This window comes from Streptomyces sp. NPDC005962, from assembly GCF_040629205.1.
In the GTDB taxonomy this organism is placed as follows: domain Bacteria; phylum Actinomycetota; class Actinomycetes; order Streptomycetales; family Streptomycetaceae; genus Streptomyces.
On the sequence record NZ_JBEXVE010000024.1, the window covers coordinates 49,858 to 67,785 of the forward strand.

The following is a 17,928-nucleotide window of genomic DNA, read 5'->3' on the forward strand; positions in this document are numbered from 1 at the left end:
CATCACCCACGTTGAGGGGTACGCCGTGGACAGTCCTGCCGTAGCAGTCAGCGTCCGCTTACATGGGGGCAAGGTTCTCAAGGACCTGCCGTGGACAGCAGTGTCCCTCGATCTACTGAGGTCAGCGACGTCGTGGCGAACGTTTCGCTGGTACCGGGGGCAGAAGCACCATTCCGGTAGTTACTGGTCGGCAACGATGCGTGACCATGTGATCTACGAGTCTCGGCTGGAATTGGCGAGGCTTCTCTTCGCGGATTTCGATCCGCTCGTGCGCGTGATTGTGGCCCAACCGTTCTTGATGAAAACCGTAGGCACGGTAGAGATCCGCAAGCACATCCCGGACTATCTGCTGATCACCAGCCAAGGGCCAGTGTTGGTGGACGTCAAGCCGTACCGGCGGCTGACCAAGCCCGAGGTGGCGTTCACCTTCAGCTGGACCAGGGAGGCGGTCGAGTCCAGGGGGTGGCGGTACGAGGTCTGGAGCGAACCGGCGGCAGTGGAACTGGAGAACCTCCGCTTCCTGGCCGGCTATCGGCGACACCAACTCTTCCCGTCTGGCCTTCTCGACGAACTCCGCCAGGCGGACCTCGACGGCACTGCGCTGGGTGACGTACCCCGAGTTCTCCCTCATCAGCCGGAGTTCTGTGTTCGCGCTGCTGTCTGCCACCTGCTGTGGTCTCACGACCTGCGGACAGACCTCAGCCGACCGCTGAGCGCTTCGGCGCTGTTGAGGCGGACGACGTGAGCAGGGCTGGGGCCCGGGCGGGAGTCGGTACGCGATTCCGCTACGACGGCGAGATCGTCGAGGTGGTGGAGATGACAGCGACAACGGCAGGCAACGAGGTCGTCCTCAAGGACAGGAGGGGACGCCTTCTGCGCTTGGCGCTGAGGGAGCTTATGTTCTCCGAACGCGCGGTCTTGATTCCCGAACAACCCGGTCCCTCGGCGGATGATGACGAGGAGATCGCTTCCGTGGTTCTGGACCAACTGCGGGAAGGCGAACGGCGCCAGGTTCGTGAACGGGCGGAGCACGTCCGCGAGGTGCTCACCGGGTTCCGCTCGGGGAGCCCGGAGCTGGCGGGCGAGGGTGAACCCCGGCGTGACTATGCGCCCGGCGGCCCAGTGGAACCCAAGTACGCGGCGAAGGCGCTGGAACTCGGGGTGCACGTCCGCACGGTCAAGCAATGGGTCGCGGACTTTCGACGGCATGGCGAAGCCGGGCTGGCAGCGAAGAGGAAACGCTCGGGCGGGGCAGCGGCGAAGGCCGACGAACGCTGGGTGGATACGGCTCTGGAAGTCATGGTCGAGCACACCGGCGAGTCGAAGCCGTCGCGCAAGTTGGTCATTGAGCGCACCCGAGCCCGCGTCATTGCCCGCCATGGCCCCGATGCGGTTCGTCTGCCGAGCCGGGCAACGGCCTACCGGATTCTGGAGGAGCTGGAGCGTCGGCATCCGCTGTTCCGGCTGAGTACCAAGCGGAACCGGGACATCGCCGACAGGTCCGAGGGGCCGTACGGGAAGCTGCGTCCCACGCGTCCAGGTGAGTACGTGTTGATGGACACCACGCGGTTGGACGTGTTCGCGTGTGATCCGCTGACGCTGCGGTGGGTGCAGGCCGAGCTGACGGTGGCGATGGACTGGTACACCCGCTGCGTCACGGGGATCCGGGTGACGCCGGTGTCGACGAAGGCGGTAGATGTCAGCGCGGTGCTGTTCCAGTGCTTCCGGCCGCGTCCGGCGGGAGCGGACTGGCCGCGCGGCGCGGTGTGGCCCGAGCACGGTGTTCCGCGCACGGTCCTGGTCGATCTCGAAGGCGCCGCCGGTGAGGGGCTGGCCTCGCCGGCGCTGGTGCCGGAGACCTTGGTGGTGGATCACGGCAGAGTGTATGTGTCGGAGCATCTGACCAGCGTGTGCCGCCGGATGGGGATCTCGATCCAGCCGGCCCGGCTGCGGACGGGACGCGACAAGGGGCCGGTGGAGCGGTTCTTCCGGACCCTGCGTGAGGGTCTGCTGGAGGTGCTGCCCGGCTACAAGGGTCCCGACATCCACGCGCGCGGCGAGCTTCCCGAGGCCGACGCGTTCTTCTTCCTCGACGAGTTGGAGGAGATCGTCCGGGAGTGGATCGCGGTGGTCTACCACTGCCGTCCCCATGCCGGTCTGGTCGATCCTGGTGTGCCGGGTTTGCGGATGTCGCCTGCGCAGATGTTCGAGCACGGGATGGCGAGGGCCGGCTACATCGTGGTGCCCCGGGATCCGGAGCTCGCCTTCGAGTTCCTGGCGACGAAATGGCGCACGGTCCAGCACTACAGTGTGGAGATCGACCGCCGCCGCTACCGCGGCCCCGGTCTGCCCGCTCCCGGCATCCGCAGCCCGTACGAGGGGCCGGTGAAGAACAGCTGGCCGTTCCAGGTCGACCCGGACGACATCACCCGTATCTACTTCCGCGACCCGGCAACCCGCCTCTGGCACACCCTGACCTGGGAGCATGCGCCGGTGGCGGGGATGCCGTTGAGTGAGGACGCCCTGGTCTTCGCCCGGAAGCTGGCCTCCGCGAAGTACCGGTATCCCGACGACCGGCTGGCCGTCGCCGACCTGCTGGAGCGCTGGAACCTGGGGCTGGGCACCACGCTCACGGAGCGGCGCATCGCCCTGCGCCTGTCCCGCGAGCAGGCCGCCCTCGACCTGCCCCGCACCGGCGATCCGGAGACCGCCGCCCTGCCCTCCGTCCGCCGGGCGCTGGGCCAGGACCCGCGGCCGGCCGAACCTCCAGTCGCCGAGCAGCCTCTTGACGCGGGTGATGACGACGAGGCCGACCTCGGGCCCGCCGGCGAAGACGACTTCTACACCGACGCTCTGGAGGACGTGTGAGTGCCCCGGCGAGCCGACCGGATCCTGGGAATCTGGCTCTGTCACGGAAGGAGGACTTCCAGGCGTTCGCCGACGCACCGCGCCGCATCCAGCCCGGAACGCTCAACCGCAGCGAGATCGGAGCCCTGGACACGGCGGCGCGAAGCGCCTACGACCGTGCGCGCCGGGAGTGGCACGCCAATCTGGGTCCGATCCGTACTCCTCAACTGGCTTCGCTGCACGAAGACTTGTGGGACATCGTGGACAGCAACCTCCAGGACGGCGACAAGGCGAAGGGGGCTGTGGCCGTCGACGCATTCCCGGGGCTGGGCAAGACCACGGCGGTGCTCGCCTTCGCCCGCGCATTCCACCGCCGGGAGATCGCCGAGCACGGCAGCTTCACCGTGCAGGGGCATGAGCGGTGGCCGGTGTGCCGGGTGGGCCTGACGGGCAACACCGGCATGAAGGACCTCAATCGGGCCATGCTGGAGTTCTTCGGCCATCCCGGACGTCAGAACTCCACGGCCGCCCAGCTCGGTCTGCAGGCCCTGGACTGCGTGGTGTCCTGCGAGGTTCGCCTGCTGATCCTGGACGACCTGCACTTCCTGAAGTGGCGCAAGACCAGCGGCATCGAGGTAAGCAACCACCTCAAGTGGATCGCCAACGAGTTCCCCGTCACCCTCCTCAAGGTCGGCGTGGGACTCGCGGACAAGGGCCTGTTCAGCGAGGGCGAGGCGAGCGGTGACATCGTTGTGGCGCAGACCGGCCGGCGCACCACCCGCCTCGACATGCCGCCCTTCACCATCGACACCGACCAGGGCCGTGCTCACTGGCGGCGGCTGCTGTTGGCCCTGGAACAGCGCATCGTCCTGGCCGACACGTATCCCGGCATGCTCGCCGACGACCTGTCCGACTACCTCTTCGCCCGGTCGACCGGGCACATCGGCTCCTTGATGACCCTGGTCAACCGCGGCTGCCAGCGGGCCCAGCGCACCGGCACCGAACGCCTCACCCGTGATCTCCTCGACCGCGTCAGGAACGACGAGGCCGCCGAACAGGCCCGCCGCGAACTCGAATACGCCCTGGCGGCGGGGAGGGCCACCAGCCGTCCGCGAAGGGATCGGGCCGCCGGATGAGCACCGGACGGCGGGCCCTGCCGATCCGGTGCGCACCGCAGCCCGGTGAAGCCCTGGACTCCTGGCTGGAGTTCACCGCCGCACGCCTGACCTGCCCGTTCACCGACGTGCTCAGCGCGCTCGGCCTCCCCAACCGGGAGACGGCCAGGGCCGCCCTGGTCCTGCCGGCCTGGACCATCCGCCTCACCCGGGACGAACGGGCGGCCATCACCGAGGTCACCGGGATCGCCGAAGACGTGCTCACGGCAATGACCTTGCAGCCCTTCGACGGGCACGCGGTGGACATCCTGCCCCGGCACCGGCGAGTGAACCGGCGGGTGCTGTGGGGACGGGCCGGATCCCGGTTCTGCCCCTCATGCCTGGCCGACACCGGTGGGCGCTGGCCCGTGACCTGGCGGCTGAGCTGGTCCTTCGCCTGCACCCGCCACCACGTCCTGCTGGCCGACCGCTGCCCGGCCTGCCACCGCATCCCCCGCCTGCGCTCCCACCCCCGACGGGACACACCCCGTCCGGGACAGTGCTCCAGCGCCGCCCCCGACAGCGGACCACGGCCACCTCGCTGCCACCACCCCCTCACCGATACCCCCGCCACCGCGATCCCGGCCGACGGACCCCTGGCCGAAACCCAACGCCTCATCGACACCGCCCTCACCACCCCCAGCCGCCCGGTGCACTGGCCGCTGTACGGGTCCGGTGGCGCGCCGTTGAACATGGTCCTGCGCGATACGAAGAGCCTGGGAGTACTCGTCCTCAACCACGCAACCCCGACCGACCTTCGCCCGCTCGCGCCGCCCGATGTCCTGGACCGTGTGGAGCGCTACCGCGCCGACCCGCTGCCCGCAGGCTCCCCGCGGGCACCGGACGCCCGCCACGGTGACCTGCACAGCTATGCCGCTCCCGGCGACGCCGCCGAGACGGCCGTGGCGGTCACGGCGGCGATCCGTATCCTGCGCGCCGCGAACATCCGCTCCGCGGCCCGGGCCGCGCAGTGGCTGACCGACCGGATGGCCGCCTCCGGCAAGCCGCTGTACCCCGGCAACGTCGTCGCCCCCGGCGTCGCGATCTCGCCCGCGCTCGAAGCCGCGCTGCGGTGCAGCAGGGAGACCAAGCTGATGCCGGTGGCACGCCTACGTCACCGGACCGACGTCGACTCCACCCGGCCCCCGGCCGACCACAACGCCAGAGCCCGCCTGTTGCCGACCGGCCTGTGGCCGGAGTGGACGCTGCGGCTCACTCCACGGCACGCCAGCGGCAGGCCCGCCGCCCAACGCGCCGACGAACTCCTCGCCGTCGCCTGCCTGCTGGCCGGGAACACCACCCCGATTCGCGCGGAGGTTCGCCTGACCGGCACCACCGTCAGCAGCCACAACGTGTCCACGTTCCTCGCCACCCTCACCCGCCACCCGCACAGCGCCGACATCCTGCGCACGCTCATCCTGCTCGCCGACCACCTCGACGCGCACGGCGCCCCGATCGACTACGCACGCCGACGCGCACTGTTCACCACCCGCCCCCAATTCATCGACGCGCGAGCATGGTTGGAGCTGCAGCGGCGGCTGCGCTCGAACCCCAGCCCCAACCCAGTACACGCCGAGCGCTGGCTTTTCCACACCCTGACCGGCTCACCCGCCCACCTCGCCCACCCCGACATCGCGCCCTCCACCTCCGCTCAACGCCAGCACTACCAGCGCTTCCGCTGGCGGATCCTGCCCGCCGAGGCCGAACTCCTCCACCACACCGCACGACGTCTCCTCGACGAACACGGCATCGACGAGCCCGTCCAGTGGACGCCCCAGCTCCCCGACCGTGCGCTGCACGGCCTCCATCTGCCCGGGCCCGACCCACACAGCATCAGCCCTGAACGGCTCCACCAGGCCGTACCCGGCAGCGACTTCTCCATTGCCCAGCTCGCCCGCACCCTGGAGACGACCACCGCACATGTCGTCCACCTGCTCTCCGAGCACCCCGTCGACTGGAGCCCACCCCGCTTCCGCCGCACCCAGCACACCGCCACCCGGACAGCACAGTGGCGCCAGTGGTACGAACGCGACCGCCTCTCCCTCCAGGCCATCGCCGACCTGGAGGAGACCACCCTCGCAACCATCCGCCTCGCACTCCTCAAGAACGGCACCCAACTGCGCCCCGCCGGCTCCCGTCCAGGCCGACCGAGACGGAAGTGAGCCGAGCGATGGTCAGGCAACGCTGCCGGTCTCCGTGGCAGCGCGGAACGCAGGGCTTCGGCATAGTTGTGTGACGCCCATTCTATGCTGGTGCACACATTCACTCGTTGGGGGACTCCGTTGCCAGCGGGATACCGCAACGCCAGCAGTCGTTCGCGTGGTCGTCCTGGCAGACGTAGCGGATGGCGCCATCCACGCACCATTCGGCGGCCTCCTCGGACAGCAGGTCGGGCCCGGCAAGGAGCAGCCGACGAAATTCCGTGGTGTCCGCAATGTCTGCTGGCCGGTTGGTGAACCACTCGTCGAACCAAGGCTTGTCCCGGTGTATGCGCCAGTGCGCATTCTCCCGGTCGTCGACAGCCGTAAGGAACCGATCGACGATGCGCCCCCAACTCGGTGCTCCGAACCAGCCGTTGTCGGACGCGCAGAAGGATTCGATCAGGGTTCGCAGGCCGAACTCCTTCTCGCTAAGGCAGTACCTTCGCCCCCATGAGATCGCGACCTGTGCCATCCCCGCGAGTTCTACGCGCGGATCAACCTCGTGTGCCGGGTCGTCAGGGTTGTGGCAGGCCAGCCCGAGCTCGAGAACAGACTGCCCGGTCGGTAGAACCCGGGACGGGTTGACGATCGCGAGACCGAGACCAATCCAGTCGACATGGTCGAACGACAGCATCGAGCGCACGAGTCGGGTGGTTGCCGTGTTGATCCGCATCATTGTGCCGTCGTGGAGCGGACTCTTCCCGGCATGCCAGTTCTCGACGGGTGTGTTGCGCCACACGGCGAGCGTGATGCGGGTGGCAGCGAGCCACAGCAGGGCGTCGTCGTCGAGGTGCCCGAACCGCTTGGCGCACTCCTGGGCGCCGTAGGTGATCAACTCTTCCGGTTTCGGCCACCTGTGGCTGTCGGGCCCTTCAGGCCCTTCAGGCGCGTACTCGTAGTCGTCGGCGTACTCGTCGAGGATCGCGCTCAACTCGGCTGCGCTGTAAGCCTCGCTGTACTCGGAGCTGTCCGGCTCCTCGACGGTGTACATGTCGTGGTCCCAGGAGACGTACACGTCGCCCCAGAGCACGACGTCATCGCACTCGTTGGCGTTGTCCGTCACAACCGGCCTGATGGTGATCGGGGCAGTACGCCCGTCGGTTCGCTCGCCGTCCTTCTCGGCGGCCCATGCGGTGATGACCCCGAGCGGCTTCGGAAGGAGAGGACCGACCTCGGTGATGCTGAACGGCTCGTCGTCGTCATCGGTGTCGAACCGGCTGTTGACGAACGCGACCGCCTCGGAGGGCGTGCTGACGATGGACTGGCTACCACTCTCGTTGTCAACTACACGCCACAACGCCCTGTTCTTCACGGTGCTCTCCGATCGCGGTGAGTGCACCCGGGGCGGGTGCGATGCGCCGGGTCGCTCGGCACTGACACCAACCTATGGGCTGATCAACCCATCCGTAGTCCCGAAGGTGCTTGTCGGCGATAACGTTCGGTACGTTCGCGTGCAACCTGCTTTTCGCGACCGCGGCGACACATCAGAGTCCAACGGCGCAGGAGGCGAAGATGGCGCTGAACAAGAAGGGTTCCCGGCGTATAACCGTTGACGGGATCGAGTACCGCTGGCGGATCCGCAGGAAGCCCTCCTACATACAGGGACTCTGCTGGACACCACTGACCTATGCGGTTGAAGCAGCCAGCGGCAGCCAGCCGGGCACGACCTTGATCGTCACCAGCGGCCAGGCCCATCCCAGCAACTGGGTGGGTGCCGAGGCAGTGCCCATCCGCCCAGCCCACGTTGCTGCCAGCATCCGAGAAGCACGGGACCGAGGCTGGGAACCAACCAAGGCCGGATCTCCTTTCCAGCTCGACCGATCCGCAGGGTTCATCGCCCAGCAATGCCGAGTTCCTTGACAGATTGCAACCCGACCCCGCCGACCTCTCGGTGTTCCGAGGGCTTCTTGGCATCATCGCGACATGACCCCGGCCCTTCCCCGCACCATCCGAGCCGTCGACACCGCTCAGCTCCTGGACCTGGCCCAGGAGGCCACCATGCATGGCTTCAGCCAGCGGCTCCCGGTCGACTGGCTACGAGAGCACCTCGCCGCAGAAGCGACGCACTACCTGTTCCCGACACTCGTGCAGCGGCTCACGCACCGTCCCGAGGTGCCGCTGCAGTGGAGGTGCCAGCAACTGCTGACCGTCAGCACCGGCGAGCAGATCTGGGGTCTCCTCGACGTCCTTCCCGACACCTTCGACAAGATCCCGGAGACCTTGGACTCGGCGTCCAAGAAGGACATCGTCAACCGCATCGAGCAAGCAGTGAAGGTGCGGGAGTGGATGGAACGGACGGCCGCCGATGCAGGTTCATGAGGTCCGGCGCAGCCGGCTGGGCAGTCTGAGGAAATGACATCGATCTGAGACAGCCGCTTGCCGACACGTCGTGAGACTGGAGGGGAACGTCCAGGTCATAGCGTCGGCGCCTGACACCGAAAGTGAGAACCTACAGCTGTAGGTCCGCATTTCGCCTGTCCCTTTCTCATTGACCGTGGCCTTTGTCTGTCAAGGGACAGCGTGGTGGGACGAACTCCTGTCTGATCATTCACTCGTCGTAGCGCTGATCCCGGTCTCGATCTATGCAGGGGGCTCGAAGCGAGCGAAGAAGTCGTCCAGCGCCGCGGGGGTGACGCGCGGTGGGCGTACGGCAATCAGCACCAGCAGGCCGTCGGCGGCGGTGCTCATCCGGCGACCGCCTGCTCGCCGTGGGCGGCGGTGAAGTGCTGGTGCAGCCAGGCCGGAGCGTTGAGTGCGTCGAACCGCTCGGGGTCCCTGGCCGCGTCACGGGTGAATCCAACATCGTAATATCTCGGCATCACGATCCTGGGGGGCCCTTGTCCAGCACTGAGCAACACGAAGAATCGTCATCGGACCGCCTGCCGTTCGAATCGGTGTTCAGCACCGTCTTAAACGGATGGGCTTTTGACCGCCGGGCCACAGACGGCGCCTGCGGGCCCGCCGACTCGGGGGCTGTCCGCCTCATCTGGCTGAAAAACATTGGGCGAGATGGTGTGATCGCGGAACCGGACCCGGAAGTCGATGACTGGCGCAGTGATGCGCCGGAGCGGCTTCATCTGCGTGCCGGCGACATTTTGCTGTCCTCGGTGATTTCCGGTCGACCGAAGGCTGCTCTAGTACAGGAAGCCGATCTACCGGCCGTTGCCGTGCGCAGCCTCTTTGTTCTCCGCCCGACCAAACCCTTGTCGGCGGAGCACGCCCGTCTGATCCTCGCGTTCCTGCGCTCCGATACCGTCGGAGTTCTCACAGTCGGATCATCGGGTCAGCAGCACCTCAGGCTCTCCCAGCTCAAGGCGCTGGAGCTGCCGAATGAGGACCAAGCGCTGTCCGCGGCCCTGGCCGATCTCGCTGCCGCCGGGCAGCGGTTGGGTGAAATGGCGGCCGAAGCTGTCGCGCTTGCGGAGTCGGCCTTCGACAGGAGCACGAGCCCGGAGGAGGCCAGGCGGCTCATCATCACTACCGGACAGCTCACCCGGCTCCGGTCTGTGGCTGCTGCCCAACTCGAGGATCCAGACTTCATTGTCCGCACGCGATACCCCTATCCGATCGCTCTGCGCTGGCGGAACGTCGAGGCGCAGAAGGACGATGCCCAGGCGAAGGAATATGAGGCCGTACTCAAGGCCGCGGAAACCTTGCTCGGATACAGCGCGCTTCTCACGACCGCTCTGGCGCACGAGGCCGGCATCACCTGCAAGGCCATCAGAACGTTCAAGGGGAAGATCGCAACCGGACTCGGCGGCCCTGGCTTCGGGGACTGGCAGCGCATCCTTCAGCAGATCGCAGCAGCGGAGGGCATGTCCGACCTTCCCCCCGAGCACCCCCTCCACGAGCTCGCAGTCCTCATTGCGGACGACGAGGCCGAGGTAGCGTGCCAAAGCCTCGGCACCAAGCGCAACAGCAGGGCCCACGGGCGTGAAGACCTCCCTGCGGTCTCGGCCTCCAAGTTGAGTGAGGCTCACGATGGCCTACGCTTCCTCCTCGACCGAGCACGGTTCCTCGCTGACCTGCAGCTGCTTGATGTAACCAAGGTGGAGTGGGATCGCCACGAGAAGTCGGACACCATCATCTTTCGGCGGCTCATGGGAGACCACCCGGTCGTTCCCACCGAGAACTTGTGTCATGCCGGACCAGACCGTATCGAGACCAGTCTGTACCTGGCTGACCGCGACCAAGGACTCCACCCGCTGAGCCCGTTCCTCACCTGCGAGAAGTGCAAGGGCTGCGCCACTCTGTCGCTGTTTCATGCCGACAAGGAGCAGGGAGCGCTGCTCCAGACGAGCCTCGACCACGGCCACTCTTACCCCTACCAGGCGGACGAGCGGGCGCTCCGAGCAGTCGGGCTCCGTTAGCTCCGGACGCTGAGCCCTGCGACGGTCCGGCCCCCACCGCCGCTGCCACAGTGCCCGGCTCATTCTGACCAGGGCAGGGCCACGCATTCAGTCCTGGATGCGAGGTTGTGGAATCGCGGCTGGTCGTCGCACACCAAGCCGACGAGGGAGCAACTTCCGGGTCCAGTGGGTACAGGACGGCAAGAAGCGCACGTCGGCGGTGAGCTACGACCCTGCCCAGGGCGTAGGACCGCAAGAAACCGCTGGAGGCCGAGGGCACCGCCACGGACATCAACATGGTGAAGGTGCAGCCCGGCTAGTAGGTGCCGGCATCCGTGAGTGAGCGGTCACGTGGTTGTCCGGCGGGCGCTGCTCCGGCTGAAGAACGCGGAGACCCGTGCCCACCGCCCGGGCCGCTCGTCAGTGCGTGGATGGTCTCGGCGGTTCAGGTGCTCCTGCGCGGCCTGCGTGAACCGCTCGATCGCGGTGAGCAGCTCCTCATGACGCGTCCAGGAGCGCTCCGGGTCCGGCGGGACGACTCCTCCGGCCACGCGCTCGCTACGTCCCGCCTGCCGGAGCGTGCGGAAGAGGCCGGTGGTGGCGGCGCGGACCTGCCGCGCGGCCTCGGCTACCTCGGCGGGCCCTTCGAGCTCCACATGCTGGACAGCCGTCGATACCGCGTTCGGGTTGTTTACCGCCGATATGCGGTCCCGGAAGTCCGCTTCCGCCGCGGCCTCTCTGGCGGCCTCCCTGCGGGAGAGGCTGTCTCTGTTCGCGGCCGCCCTGTCCATCCCCCTGGCCAGCCGAAGGACGGGGTGTACCTCGGTCGCGTAGCTCTGGGCTGCCGTCATGAGCCGTACGTAGGCTTCCCTCTGCGCCGCGCGGCGGGCCGTGTCGAGGGGGCCGAGGTAGGCGCTGGCGGCCTGGGCGAGCCCGGCTTGGACAGCGGCTGCGGCTTGCCGTCGCGCACCACGAACGGTGAACATCCCGGTGAGGGCCGCGCCCACCACAGCTCCTCCTGCGCCCATGACGGCGGTGGCTGTCTCCTGTCCCATACCCCACAAGCTCATGTCCCCGATCTTCGCCTACGGTGTCGGGGTTGGTCCCGGAAGCGTAGGCAGGAGACAACGGGCTGGCGCTGGCGGGAGGTGCCGAGGTACTCCGGCCTGCGGGCCACCCCCATGACCGGCTGCCGAGCAGACGCCATTTCTACGGGTGTACGCCGAGCGGTTTCAGACCCTGGGACCGTCAGGCTCGCCGCGAGGATCAGCGTGACGGTGGTGGTGAAGATGCCCAGCCCGACGTGTTCATGGGTCAGGAGCCTGGCACCGAGGTAGGCGTTCAGCGGGAGCAGCCGGACTACCGAGCGACTGTCCCAGAAGATGGCTGCGCCACCTCGCCTTCATCCCCTAGAGCGAACAGGGTGGCCGGAAAGCCTCAGATCCGTGGCCAATCGGCCACGAGGTGGCCATTGGCCGCGAGAACGCCATCTGAGACCCCCGCAGTTCGATGTCAACGGACACGAACTGCCGAGTCCCGGCTTCAGGCGTGTCCAAACACCCATTCCGAAGCGCAGCCGGATCGCTCCCGCCGTGGCCCCATAACAGTTCAATACCCGGCGCCGGCAGCGGCCTGGGGCCCGTGCCAGAGTGATCCGCATGATCCCCGCACACGTTCCCGACGAGCCACCGCTTACCTACGCCGACAGCTTCGACATACCGGTCCTGTTCCGAAATGGGCCTGCGAAGAAGCCCCGGAGGCAGTGGCGGACGGCCAAGCACAAGGCGTGGACCGGGTCAGACGGGTTCCCGGCGACCGACGGCTGGTACGCCCCGACCACCACGTGGCGGGAGATCATCAAGGCTGCCACCGAAGTCGGCCGCGACGTCACCCCGCACCTGCAGAACCAGCCGCACTACGCACACGGGGAACTCGTCGCCCGGGTCTCCCCGCTGTACGCCTACCTCGGCGCGCACCCCGTCAAGCCCCGGTATCCCGTAGCGGGCGCCAAGGACCGGCGCCTGACCCTGAACCCGGTGTACGCGCACGGCACCGAGCGCAGCGCGAAGAGCGCCGCCGCCTACCGGCTGGGCATGACGATGACCGAGTGGGCATGCCGCTCGCTGCTGGGCCTCGGCCAGACCGAACACCTCGAACTCGGCGGCCCCATCCCCGCCCTGCTCAATACGTTCAAAGACCCGAAGAAGAAGCTGCCCGACCTATGGGGGCACCACAAGGCAGAGGAGCTGTACTGGCTGATCGAGGCCAAGGGCGGCGACGTCGGCCTCCGCACACTCCGCAAGGGGTGGGCCCAGCTGGCGGCCGGCAGCACGGTCCTCAGTGGGTACGCGCACCGCACCGTCCTGGTTGGGGCGTCCGTGCGGCCCGGAGACGATCTCTTCCTCACCATCGACCACAACCTGCACCCCAGCACCATCGACCACAACCTGCACCCCGACCAGCCACCCCTGGCCCCTGCCGGATCCAACACCAACGACGAGGCGGCGGGCCCGGGCAACCTGGAAGACCACCTCGCCGACAGCGACGACGCCCTCATCGACGCAGCCCGCGCCCAGATGCTCACCTACCTGGCCCTTCGCTCGGCTCCTGCCTCGCAGTTGCGCACCGTCCCCGTTCCCGCCGACCGCGCTTCCCGTCACCGGCGCGCCGGGCTTACCACGCCCCTGGAAGACGATGGCCTCACCCTCGCCATGCGGGCCGACGCCCGCGGAGCAGCACCGCACACCGAGCAGCACACCCTGCGCGCCGGAATCCGCTCCATGGGTCTCGACGACTTCCTGACCTGTCGCATCCCCGGAACCGAGGTCCACCTCGGCATGTCCCGGAAACTGTTCGCCGCCTGTGAGCGCCTCCATGAGGAAGACCTCGCCATCGCGCAGCGCACCCCAGAACTGAGCGTCAAGGACCAGCCGGCCACCGACCTGGAACTCAGCGACGAAGCTCAGGAACGACAGCGACTCACTCAGCGGCGGATCTTCCGCGAACAGCAGGAGGAAGCCCGTCAACGGCTGCGCCCCCTGCTCCGCAACGCCTACGAGGGGGGGTGCTACGAGCGACTGGAGCGACCTGCTGCGCCGTCCCCAGGAGCCGGATCTCGACCTGGAGGGCGACGAGGGTCTCCTCGAAGCGGCGACGCCGGAAACGTACCTGGCCGTCAGCCGCTACGACCTGCCTCCCGCACGCGCCTAGCCCCGACCCGCTCGGAGGCCGTGCCGAGTGCGTGGCCAGACTGTCGCTGAGACCGACGCGGCGATCGCGGCCTACCAGCGGGCCCGTGCGACCCAGGGCTCCTTCTTCCGGGGCCATGGCCTGGTATGAACTCGGTCGCCTGTACCAGGACCAACGACCCACCGGCGACCTCGCTTTCTCAGCTTCCTCCCGCCCTGCCCGCGGAAGCGGAGCGATAACACCGCCCCGAGGTAGGGCAATGCCGCCAGCCGACGCCCACACGCACCGGGACGCTCGCGGTGAAGCTGTAGCGGCCGAGCAAGCCCCGCCGACGTAGCGCGCTTCGCGCTGCCGCTGCTGGTGTACTTCGCCGTGATGAGGGCCGGATCCATGGCCCTGGGACGCGCGATCGGACTGGACTACCCGCGCGCGGCCACGCTGGCCTTCACCGCGGCGGAGAACAACTTCGAACTCGTCATCGCCGACGCCACCTTCGGAGCCTCCTCCGGACAAGCCCTGGCCGGAGTCGTCAGCCCGCTCATCGAAGTCCCCGTCCTGATCGGCCTGGTCTACGTCGCCCTGGCCGCCCGGTCGCTTCTTCCCCGCCCCGCCACCAACACCCTGAACCCAGCCGCCGCTCCCGGAAGGCTCCGCTCGTGTCTGACCCCCGCAAGCCCTCGGGTGCTATTCGTCTGCGTCCACAACGCGGGCCGCTCCCAGATGGCCGCCGCCTTCCTCACTCACCTCGCCAGCGACCGCATCGAGGTCCGCTCCCGCAGGATCCGCTCCCGCCCACACCGTCAACCGCTCCGTGGTTGACGGTGTGGCCGAGGTCGGCATCGACATCGCCGCCGAGATCCCAGATGGGGTCGAGGCGGCCGAGTACACAGTCTGGGTGACCGACCGACAATTGACGCACAACGATGGAGTTGACCTCTCCGGCGTACCGACCCAGCGTCTGTCCGGCTCTCGGCTGGGTAGTCCGCCCCGCACCCGAGCGCCAGGGCCGGACCGTCGTGCACGACGCCCCGTGCCGTCACGTTCGGGCGGCGGAACGGAGCTGGGCACGCAGGAAGCCCTGGACGCGCTGATGCGGGACGGGGCGCGTGCCTGTACCGACTGCGACGCCGCGACCGTACTCGTCCGCTCGAACTCGGCCAGGGGCGCGGATAGCAGCAGGCTGGCCGCTGACGCGGAAGGTAGGTGAAAGACACGATCAGGCCCCCGGGAGTGCTGAGGTTCCCGGGGGCCTGCTGGCGGTGGTTCGTCTTCGGCTAGCTTGCCGTGCCGCTGTCGGTGGGCTCGGACCCGTCCGCCGTACGACGGCGGGCGACGATCAGAGTGACGATGCCGCCTGCGACGAGGAGGCCGGCGCCTGCGGCAATCCACGGCGTGGGGTCGGCGCCGGTGTGGGCGAGGGAGCCCGCTGGTGCCGTCGGTGTGGAGTCGCCGACCGGGGCTGCGGCTGCGGTGGATGAGGAGTCGGCGTCCGGTGTGTCGGTGCCCGGCGAGGAGGGTGTGCCCGTGCCGGTCCCGCTGCTCGGCTTGCCGGGGGTGGGCGGGGTGTTGGTGGGCTTGTGGGTCGGCTTGTTTGAGGGGTCGGGCTTCGGGCCGGTCGTGGTCTTGGCGTTGGTGACGGTCACGGTTACCGGGGCGCCGGGGCCGGCGCTGAACCTTTTGGATGGCTTGTAGAGGTCGTATCCGGCGGGGGCTTTGATCTCCTTGACCCAGAACTGCGTCTTCCGGCTCGACACCGGCAGTTCTCCGGAAGCCGTGCCCTTGGCCCCGGTGGTCAAGGTGAGCAGCGTCGAGGTGCCGGTGCCGATGTTCACGGTCGCGCCGGGCAGGAGCTTGCCGGTCTTGTCGTCCTTGGCCTGCAGAAGGACCTTGGCGGCCTTGAACGGGTCGGTGGCCGTCAGCCGAGTGGTCGCGCCCGGGGTGACGATGACGTCTTGGTCGGCAACGACCTCGTGGAGCGGACTGCCGGAAGCCGTCTCCTTGAGACGGTAGACGCCCGGCGCGAGGTCAGGGAAGGACAGCTTCCCCTGTGCGTCAGTCTTCCCGCGTCCGGCCTCCTGGCCGGCGGAGTCGAGCAGCAGGAACGCGGCGCCGGGGAGCGCATCCCCGGCCGAGTCCTTCACAGTGATCTCGGCGCTATCCGCGTCCGGGGCCGATGTCGCGGCGGGAGCCGTAGAGGCCGAGGGGGTCGGTTCCGAGGGCTGGGCACTCGCGGCCGGCGCCCAGGTGAGGGCGCCGGTCACCGCGACGGCGACGGCGACGGATCGGACGAGACGTGCGTGCACGAGGAAGAGGGCTCCTTGATCAGTAAGGGGAAGAAGGTCAGCGGACGCGGGCGCCGCTGCGGGTGGCCGGCGGGACGGGTGTGCTGCGCGGAGTACGGCCCGCCGGGCGGCTGGGCGCGGACGCTGTCCAGGCGCCGGGGAACCAGACGGCGGTGTACTGCTCGATGGCGTCGCGCAGCCCGGTGGTGACGGCCCCCTCCCACGGGGGTCGGCCGGGGCGGTGGTACTTGTCGAAGGTGCCGCGCTGCTTGGTGTTCGGCTGGGTGTTGGTGGCGTCGTCGCGGCGGTGGAAAGTTCCGTGGTCCTCGAAGCTGAGCGCCACCGCGTCGATCTCGCCGCGCTCCGGATGGACGACCGCCAGGCGCAGGCCGCCGTAGGTGTCCGCGTAGATGGTGCGGCTGAAATCGATCCGCAGCCGCAGCGGTGCGCCGGGGACGGGGGTTGCGTAGTAGGTGTTGCCCACGACGGCGTGGTCGTGGAATTTACCGACCTGCCTGAGAGTCTCCGCGTCACCCGTTCGGGTCGCCTGATCAGCTATCCCGGGCGCGTTAACCGACCACGCCCGTAGTCTCTGGCACGTACTCAAAGAGCTTGGGGCGGGCGGGAAATGGCGCGACCGGCGTTGGTGGTGGGGGACCTGCGTGTGCAGGTGCTGACGCGTGCGGGAGGGGGCCGGTCGTACACGATCTTGTGTGCTGACGGGTCCGTCCATGACGAGGCTGATGACTTCCTCCGGTTGTACGAGGGGTTGGGAACGCAGAAGACGTACGCCTACTCCCTGGTGGACCACCTGCGGTGGTGCCTCCGGGAGAAGCTGACGCCCGAGAAGGCGACGCTCCGGGACCTGCTGCGCTACATGGGAGCTGTCGGGGCACAGGTGCCGATGCCGTGGGGGCAGCCGTGGCGGCTGCCGCCAAAGCGTCCGTACGGTGCGTCCGCACTCAAGGTCGCCGCGGCCTGCCTGAAGGGCTTCTACCTGCACGTCTGCACGGGCAGCGGCGTGAACGCCGAGCTGCGGTCGGCGCTGGCGGTGGAGCGCCTGCCGACGAAGGCGGACCGCAGCCGGGCCTTCCTGGGGCACGTGGCGAAGTCGATGCCCGCCAACCCGCTCGCGCCCACCGGCCGGCCGACGCGCCGACACCCGAAGATGCTGCCGGACGGCGCCAAGCCGAGCCTGCTGGAACGCGTGAACACAGCACGCGACGCCATGGTCGTGCAGTGGCTGTCGGATACCGCCATGCGCATCGGCGGCCTGACCGGCCTGCATCTGGTCGACCTGCACCTGCGGCGAAACGCGGCCTGCGGCGAGTGCCGGGACCCGCACGTGCACGTTTGCCACCGGGCGGGTAACCAGAACCGCGCAGCGGCGAAGATCAAGCCCGACTGGCAGGTGGTCGACGGCGTAATCACCGGTGGTGAGATCTACCGCGCGAGCCCGGCGATGATCAGCCGCTACTTCACCTACATGACGACGGAGTACACCGGTGTCGCGGCCGGGCACGGCATGCTGCTGATCCAGCTGAGCGGGCCGCGGCGCGGCGAGCCTTGGTCCGCCGACGCAGCGCGCGGGGTGCTGCGCCGGGCCGGACGCCGAGCGGGCCTGCCGGGCCGCATCAAGCCCCAGGCGTTCCGGCACCAGCTGACCAACGACGTGCTGGACGTGTCCAAGGACCCGATGGTGGCCAAGGAGGTCGGCAACTGGGCCTCGGCACGCATGGTGGATGAGGTCTACGGGCATCCCGACCTCCACTCGCCGGAGTTCTCCGTGGCCTTGCAGACGGTCTGGGGTGAGGAGGAATGAGCGCTCCGGCCCCGGCCCTGGCCCTTGCGACAGACTCGACCGCGGGGACGCGCACCACGTCCGATCGGCTGGAGCTTCTCCAGG

The 17,928-nt window shown here is 68.5% G+C and carries 15 protein-coding genes and 1 pseudogene; 11 read left to right on the top strand and 5 right to left on the bottom strand.

Going from position 1 to position 17,928, the window contains the following annotated elements; translation table 11 throughout:
* Positions 1 to 100 precede the first annotated feature (100 nt).
* From ABZ370_RS31420 to ABZ370_RS31435, 4 genes are read left to right on the top strand one after another with little or no spacing between them, the layout of a single operon-like run.
* A complete protein-coding gene (locus ABZ370_RS31420; RefSeq protein ID WP_358627723.1) occupies positions 101 to 745 on the top strand; it encodes a TnsA-like heteromeric transposase endonuclease subunit in 645 nt (214 codons plus the stop codon).
* A complete protein-coding gene (locus tag ABZ370_RS31425; protein ID WP_358627456.1) occupies positions 742 to 2,868 on the top strand; it encodes a helix-turn-helix domain-containing protein in 2,127 nt (708 codons plus the stop codon). The genes ABZ370_RS31420 and ABZ370_RS31425 overlap by 4 nt, the downstream gene beginning before the upstream one ends.
* Positions 2,865 to 3,983: a TniB family NTP-binding protein gene (locus ABZ370_RS31430; protein ID WP_358627458.1), complete on the top strand. Its 1,119-nt coding sequence runs from the start codon at positions 2,865 to 2,867 to the stop codon at positions 3,981 to 3,983. The genes ABZ370_RS31425 and ABZ370_RS31430 overlap by 4 nt, the downstream gene beginning before the upstream one ends.
* On the top strand, positions 3,980 to 6,163 hold the full coding sequence (locus ABZ370_RS31435; protein ID WP_358627461.1) for a TniQ family protein: 2,184 nt from the start codon (positions 3,980 to 3,982) through the stop codon (positions 6,161 to 6,163). Before ABZ370_RS31430 ends, ABZ370_RS31435 begins: the two co-directional genes overlap by 4 nt.
* Positions 6,164 to 6,263: 100 nt before the next feature.
* On the opposite strand, the gene ABZ370_RS31440 is transcribed toward ABZ370_RS31435, so the two are convergent.
* Entirely contained in the window at positions 6,264 to 7,514 is a 1,251-nt protein-coding gene (locus tag ABZ370_RS31440; protein ID WP_358627463.1) for a hypothetical protein, read from the bottom strand.
* Between the two features lie 200 nt (positions 7,515 to 7,714).
* Here ABZ370_RS31440 and ABZ370_RS31445 point away from each other — a divergent pair, with 200 nt between their 5' ends.
* Positions 7,715 to 8,062 carry a hypothetical protein gene (locus ABZ370_RS31445; RefSeq protein WP_358627466.1) on the top strand — a complete coding sequence of 116 codons (348 nt, stop codon included), beginning with the start codon at positions 7,715 to 7,717 and terminating at the stop codon, positions 8,060 to 8,062.
* Positions 8,063 to 8,125: 63 nt separating this feature from the next.
* The gene (locus tag ABZ370_RS31450; RefSeq protein WP_358627469.1) at positions 8,126 to 8,521 is read left to right on the top strand and encodes a hypothetical protein; all 396 of its coding nucleotides are present in this window, start codon (positions 8,126 to 8,128) and stop codon (positions 8,519 to 8,521) included.
* 365 nt (positions 8,522 to 8,886) lie between these two features.
* Here ABZ370_RS31450 and ABZ370_RS31455 read toward each other — a convergent pair whose 3' ends face one another.
* The gene (locus tag ABZ370_RS31455) at positions 8,887 to 9,021 is read right to left on the bottom strand and encodes a hypothetical protein (protein WP_358627472.1); all 135 of its coding nucleotides are present in this window, start codon (positions 9,019 to 9,021) and stop codon (positions 8,887 to 8,889) included.
* Between the two features lie 18 nt (positions 9,022 to 9,039).
* Between ABZ370_RS31455 and ABZ370_RS31460 the strand changes: the two genes are divergently transcribed.
* Positions 9,040 to 10,572 (top strand): restriction endonuclease, encoded by a 1,533-nt coding sequence (locus tag ABZ370_RS31460; protein ID WP_358627475.1) that lies wholly within the window; start codon positions 9,040 to 9,042, stop codon positions 10,570 to 10,572.
* A gap of 326 nt (positions 10,573 to 10,898) precedes the next feature.
* On the opposite strand, the gene ABZ370_RS31465 is transcribed toward ABZ370_RS31460, so the two are convergent.
* On the bottom strand, positions 10,899 to 11,606 hold the full coding sequence (locus tag ABZ370_RS31465) for a hypothetical protein (protein ID WP_358627478.1): 708 nt from the start codon (positions 11,604 to 11,606) through the stop codon (positions 10,899 to 10,901).
* Positions 11,607 to 12,209: 603 nt separating this feature from the next.
* Here ABZ370_RS31465 and ABZ370_RS31470 point away from each other — a divergent pair.
* The 3 genes and pseudogenes from ABZ370_RS31470 to ABZ370_RS31480 all read left to right on the top strand — a co-directional run bounded on the left by ABZ370_RS31470 (position 12,210) and on the right by ABZ370_RS31480 (position 14,947).
* A complete protein-coding gene (locus ABZ370_RS31470; RefSeq protein WP_358627481.1) occupies positions 12,210 to 13,811 on the top strand; it encodes a gamma-glutamyltransferase in 1,602 nt (533 codons plus the stop codon).
* A gap of 649 nt (positions 13,812 to 14,460) precedes the next feature.
* Positions 14,461 to 14,602: pseudogene (locus ABZ370_RS31475) on the top strand (phosphotyrosine protein phosphatase); the annotation flags it as partial.
* Between the two features lie 168 nt (positions 14,603 to 14,770).
* On the top strand, positions 14,771 to 14,947 hold the full coding sequence (locus ABZ370_RS31480) for a DUF6233 domain-containing protein (RefSeq protein ID WP_358627726.1): 177 nt from the start codon (positions 14,771 to 14,773) through the stop codon (positions 14,945 to 14,947).
* 67 nt (positions 14,948 to 15,014) lie between these two features.
* Here ABZ370_RS31480 and ABZ370_RS31485 read toward each other — a convergent pair whose 3' ends face one another.
* Positions 15,015 to 16,043 (bottom strand): SpaA isopeptide-forming pilin-related protein, encoded by a 1,029-nt coding sequence (locus ABZ370_RS31485; RefSeq protein WP_358627484.1) that lies wholly within the window; start codon positions 16,041 to 16,043, stop codon positions 15,015 to 15,017.
* Between the two features lie 37 nt (positions 16,044 to 16,080).
* Complete coding sequence (locus tag ABZ370_RS31490) at positions 16,081 to 16,506, bottom strand: hypothetical protein (RefSeq protein ID WP_358627487.1); 426 nt, start codon at positions 16,504 to 16,506, stop codon at positions 16,081 to 16,083.
* A gap of 180 nt (positions 16,507 to 16,686) precedes the next feature.
* On the opposite strand from ABZ370_RS31490, the gene ABZ370_RS31495 reads away from it, so the two are divergent.
* On the top strand, positions 16,687 to 17,844 hold the full coding sequence (locus ABZ370_RS31495; RefSeq protein WP_358627489.1) for a tyrosine-type recombinase/integrase: 1,158 nt from the start codon (positions 16,687 to 16,689) through the stop codon (positions 17,842 to 17,844).
* Positions 17,845 to 17,928 lie beyond the last annotated feature (84 nt).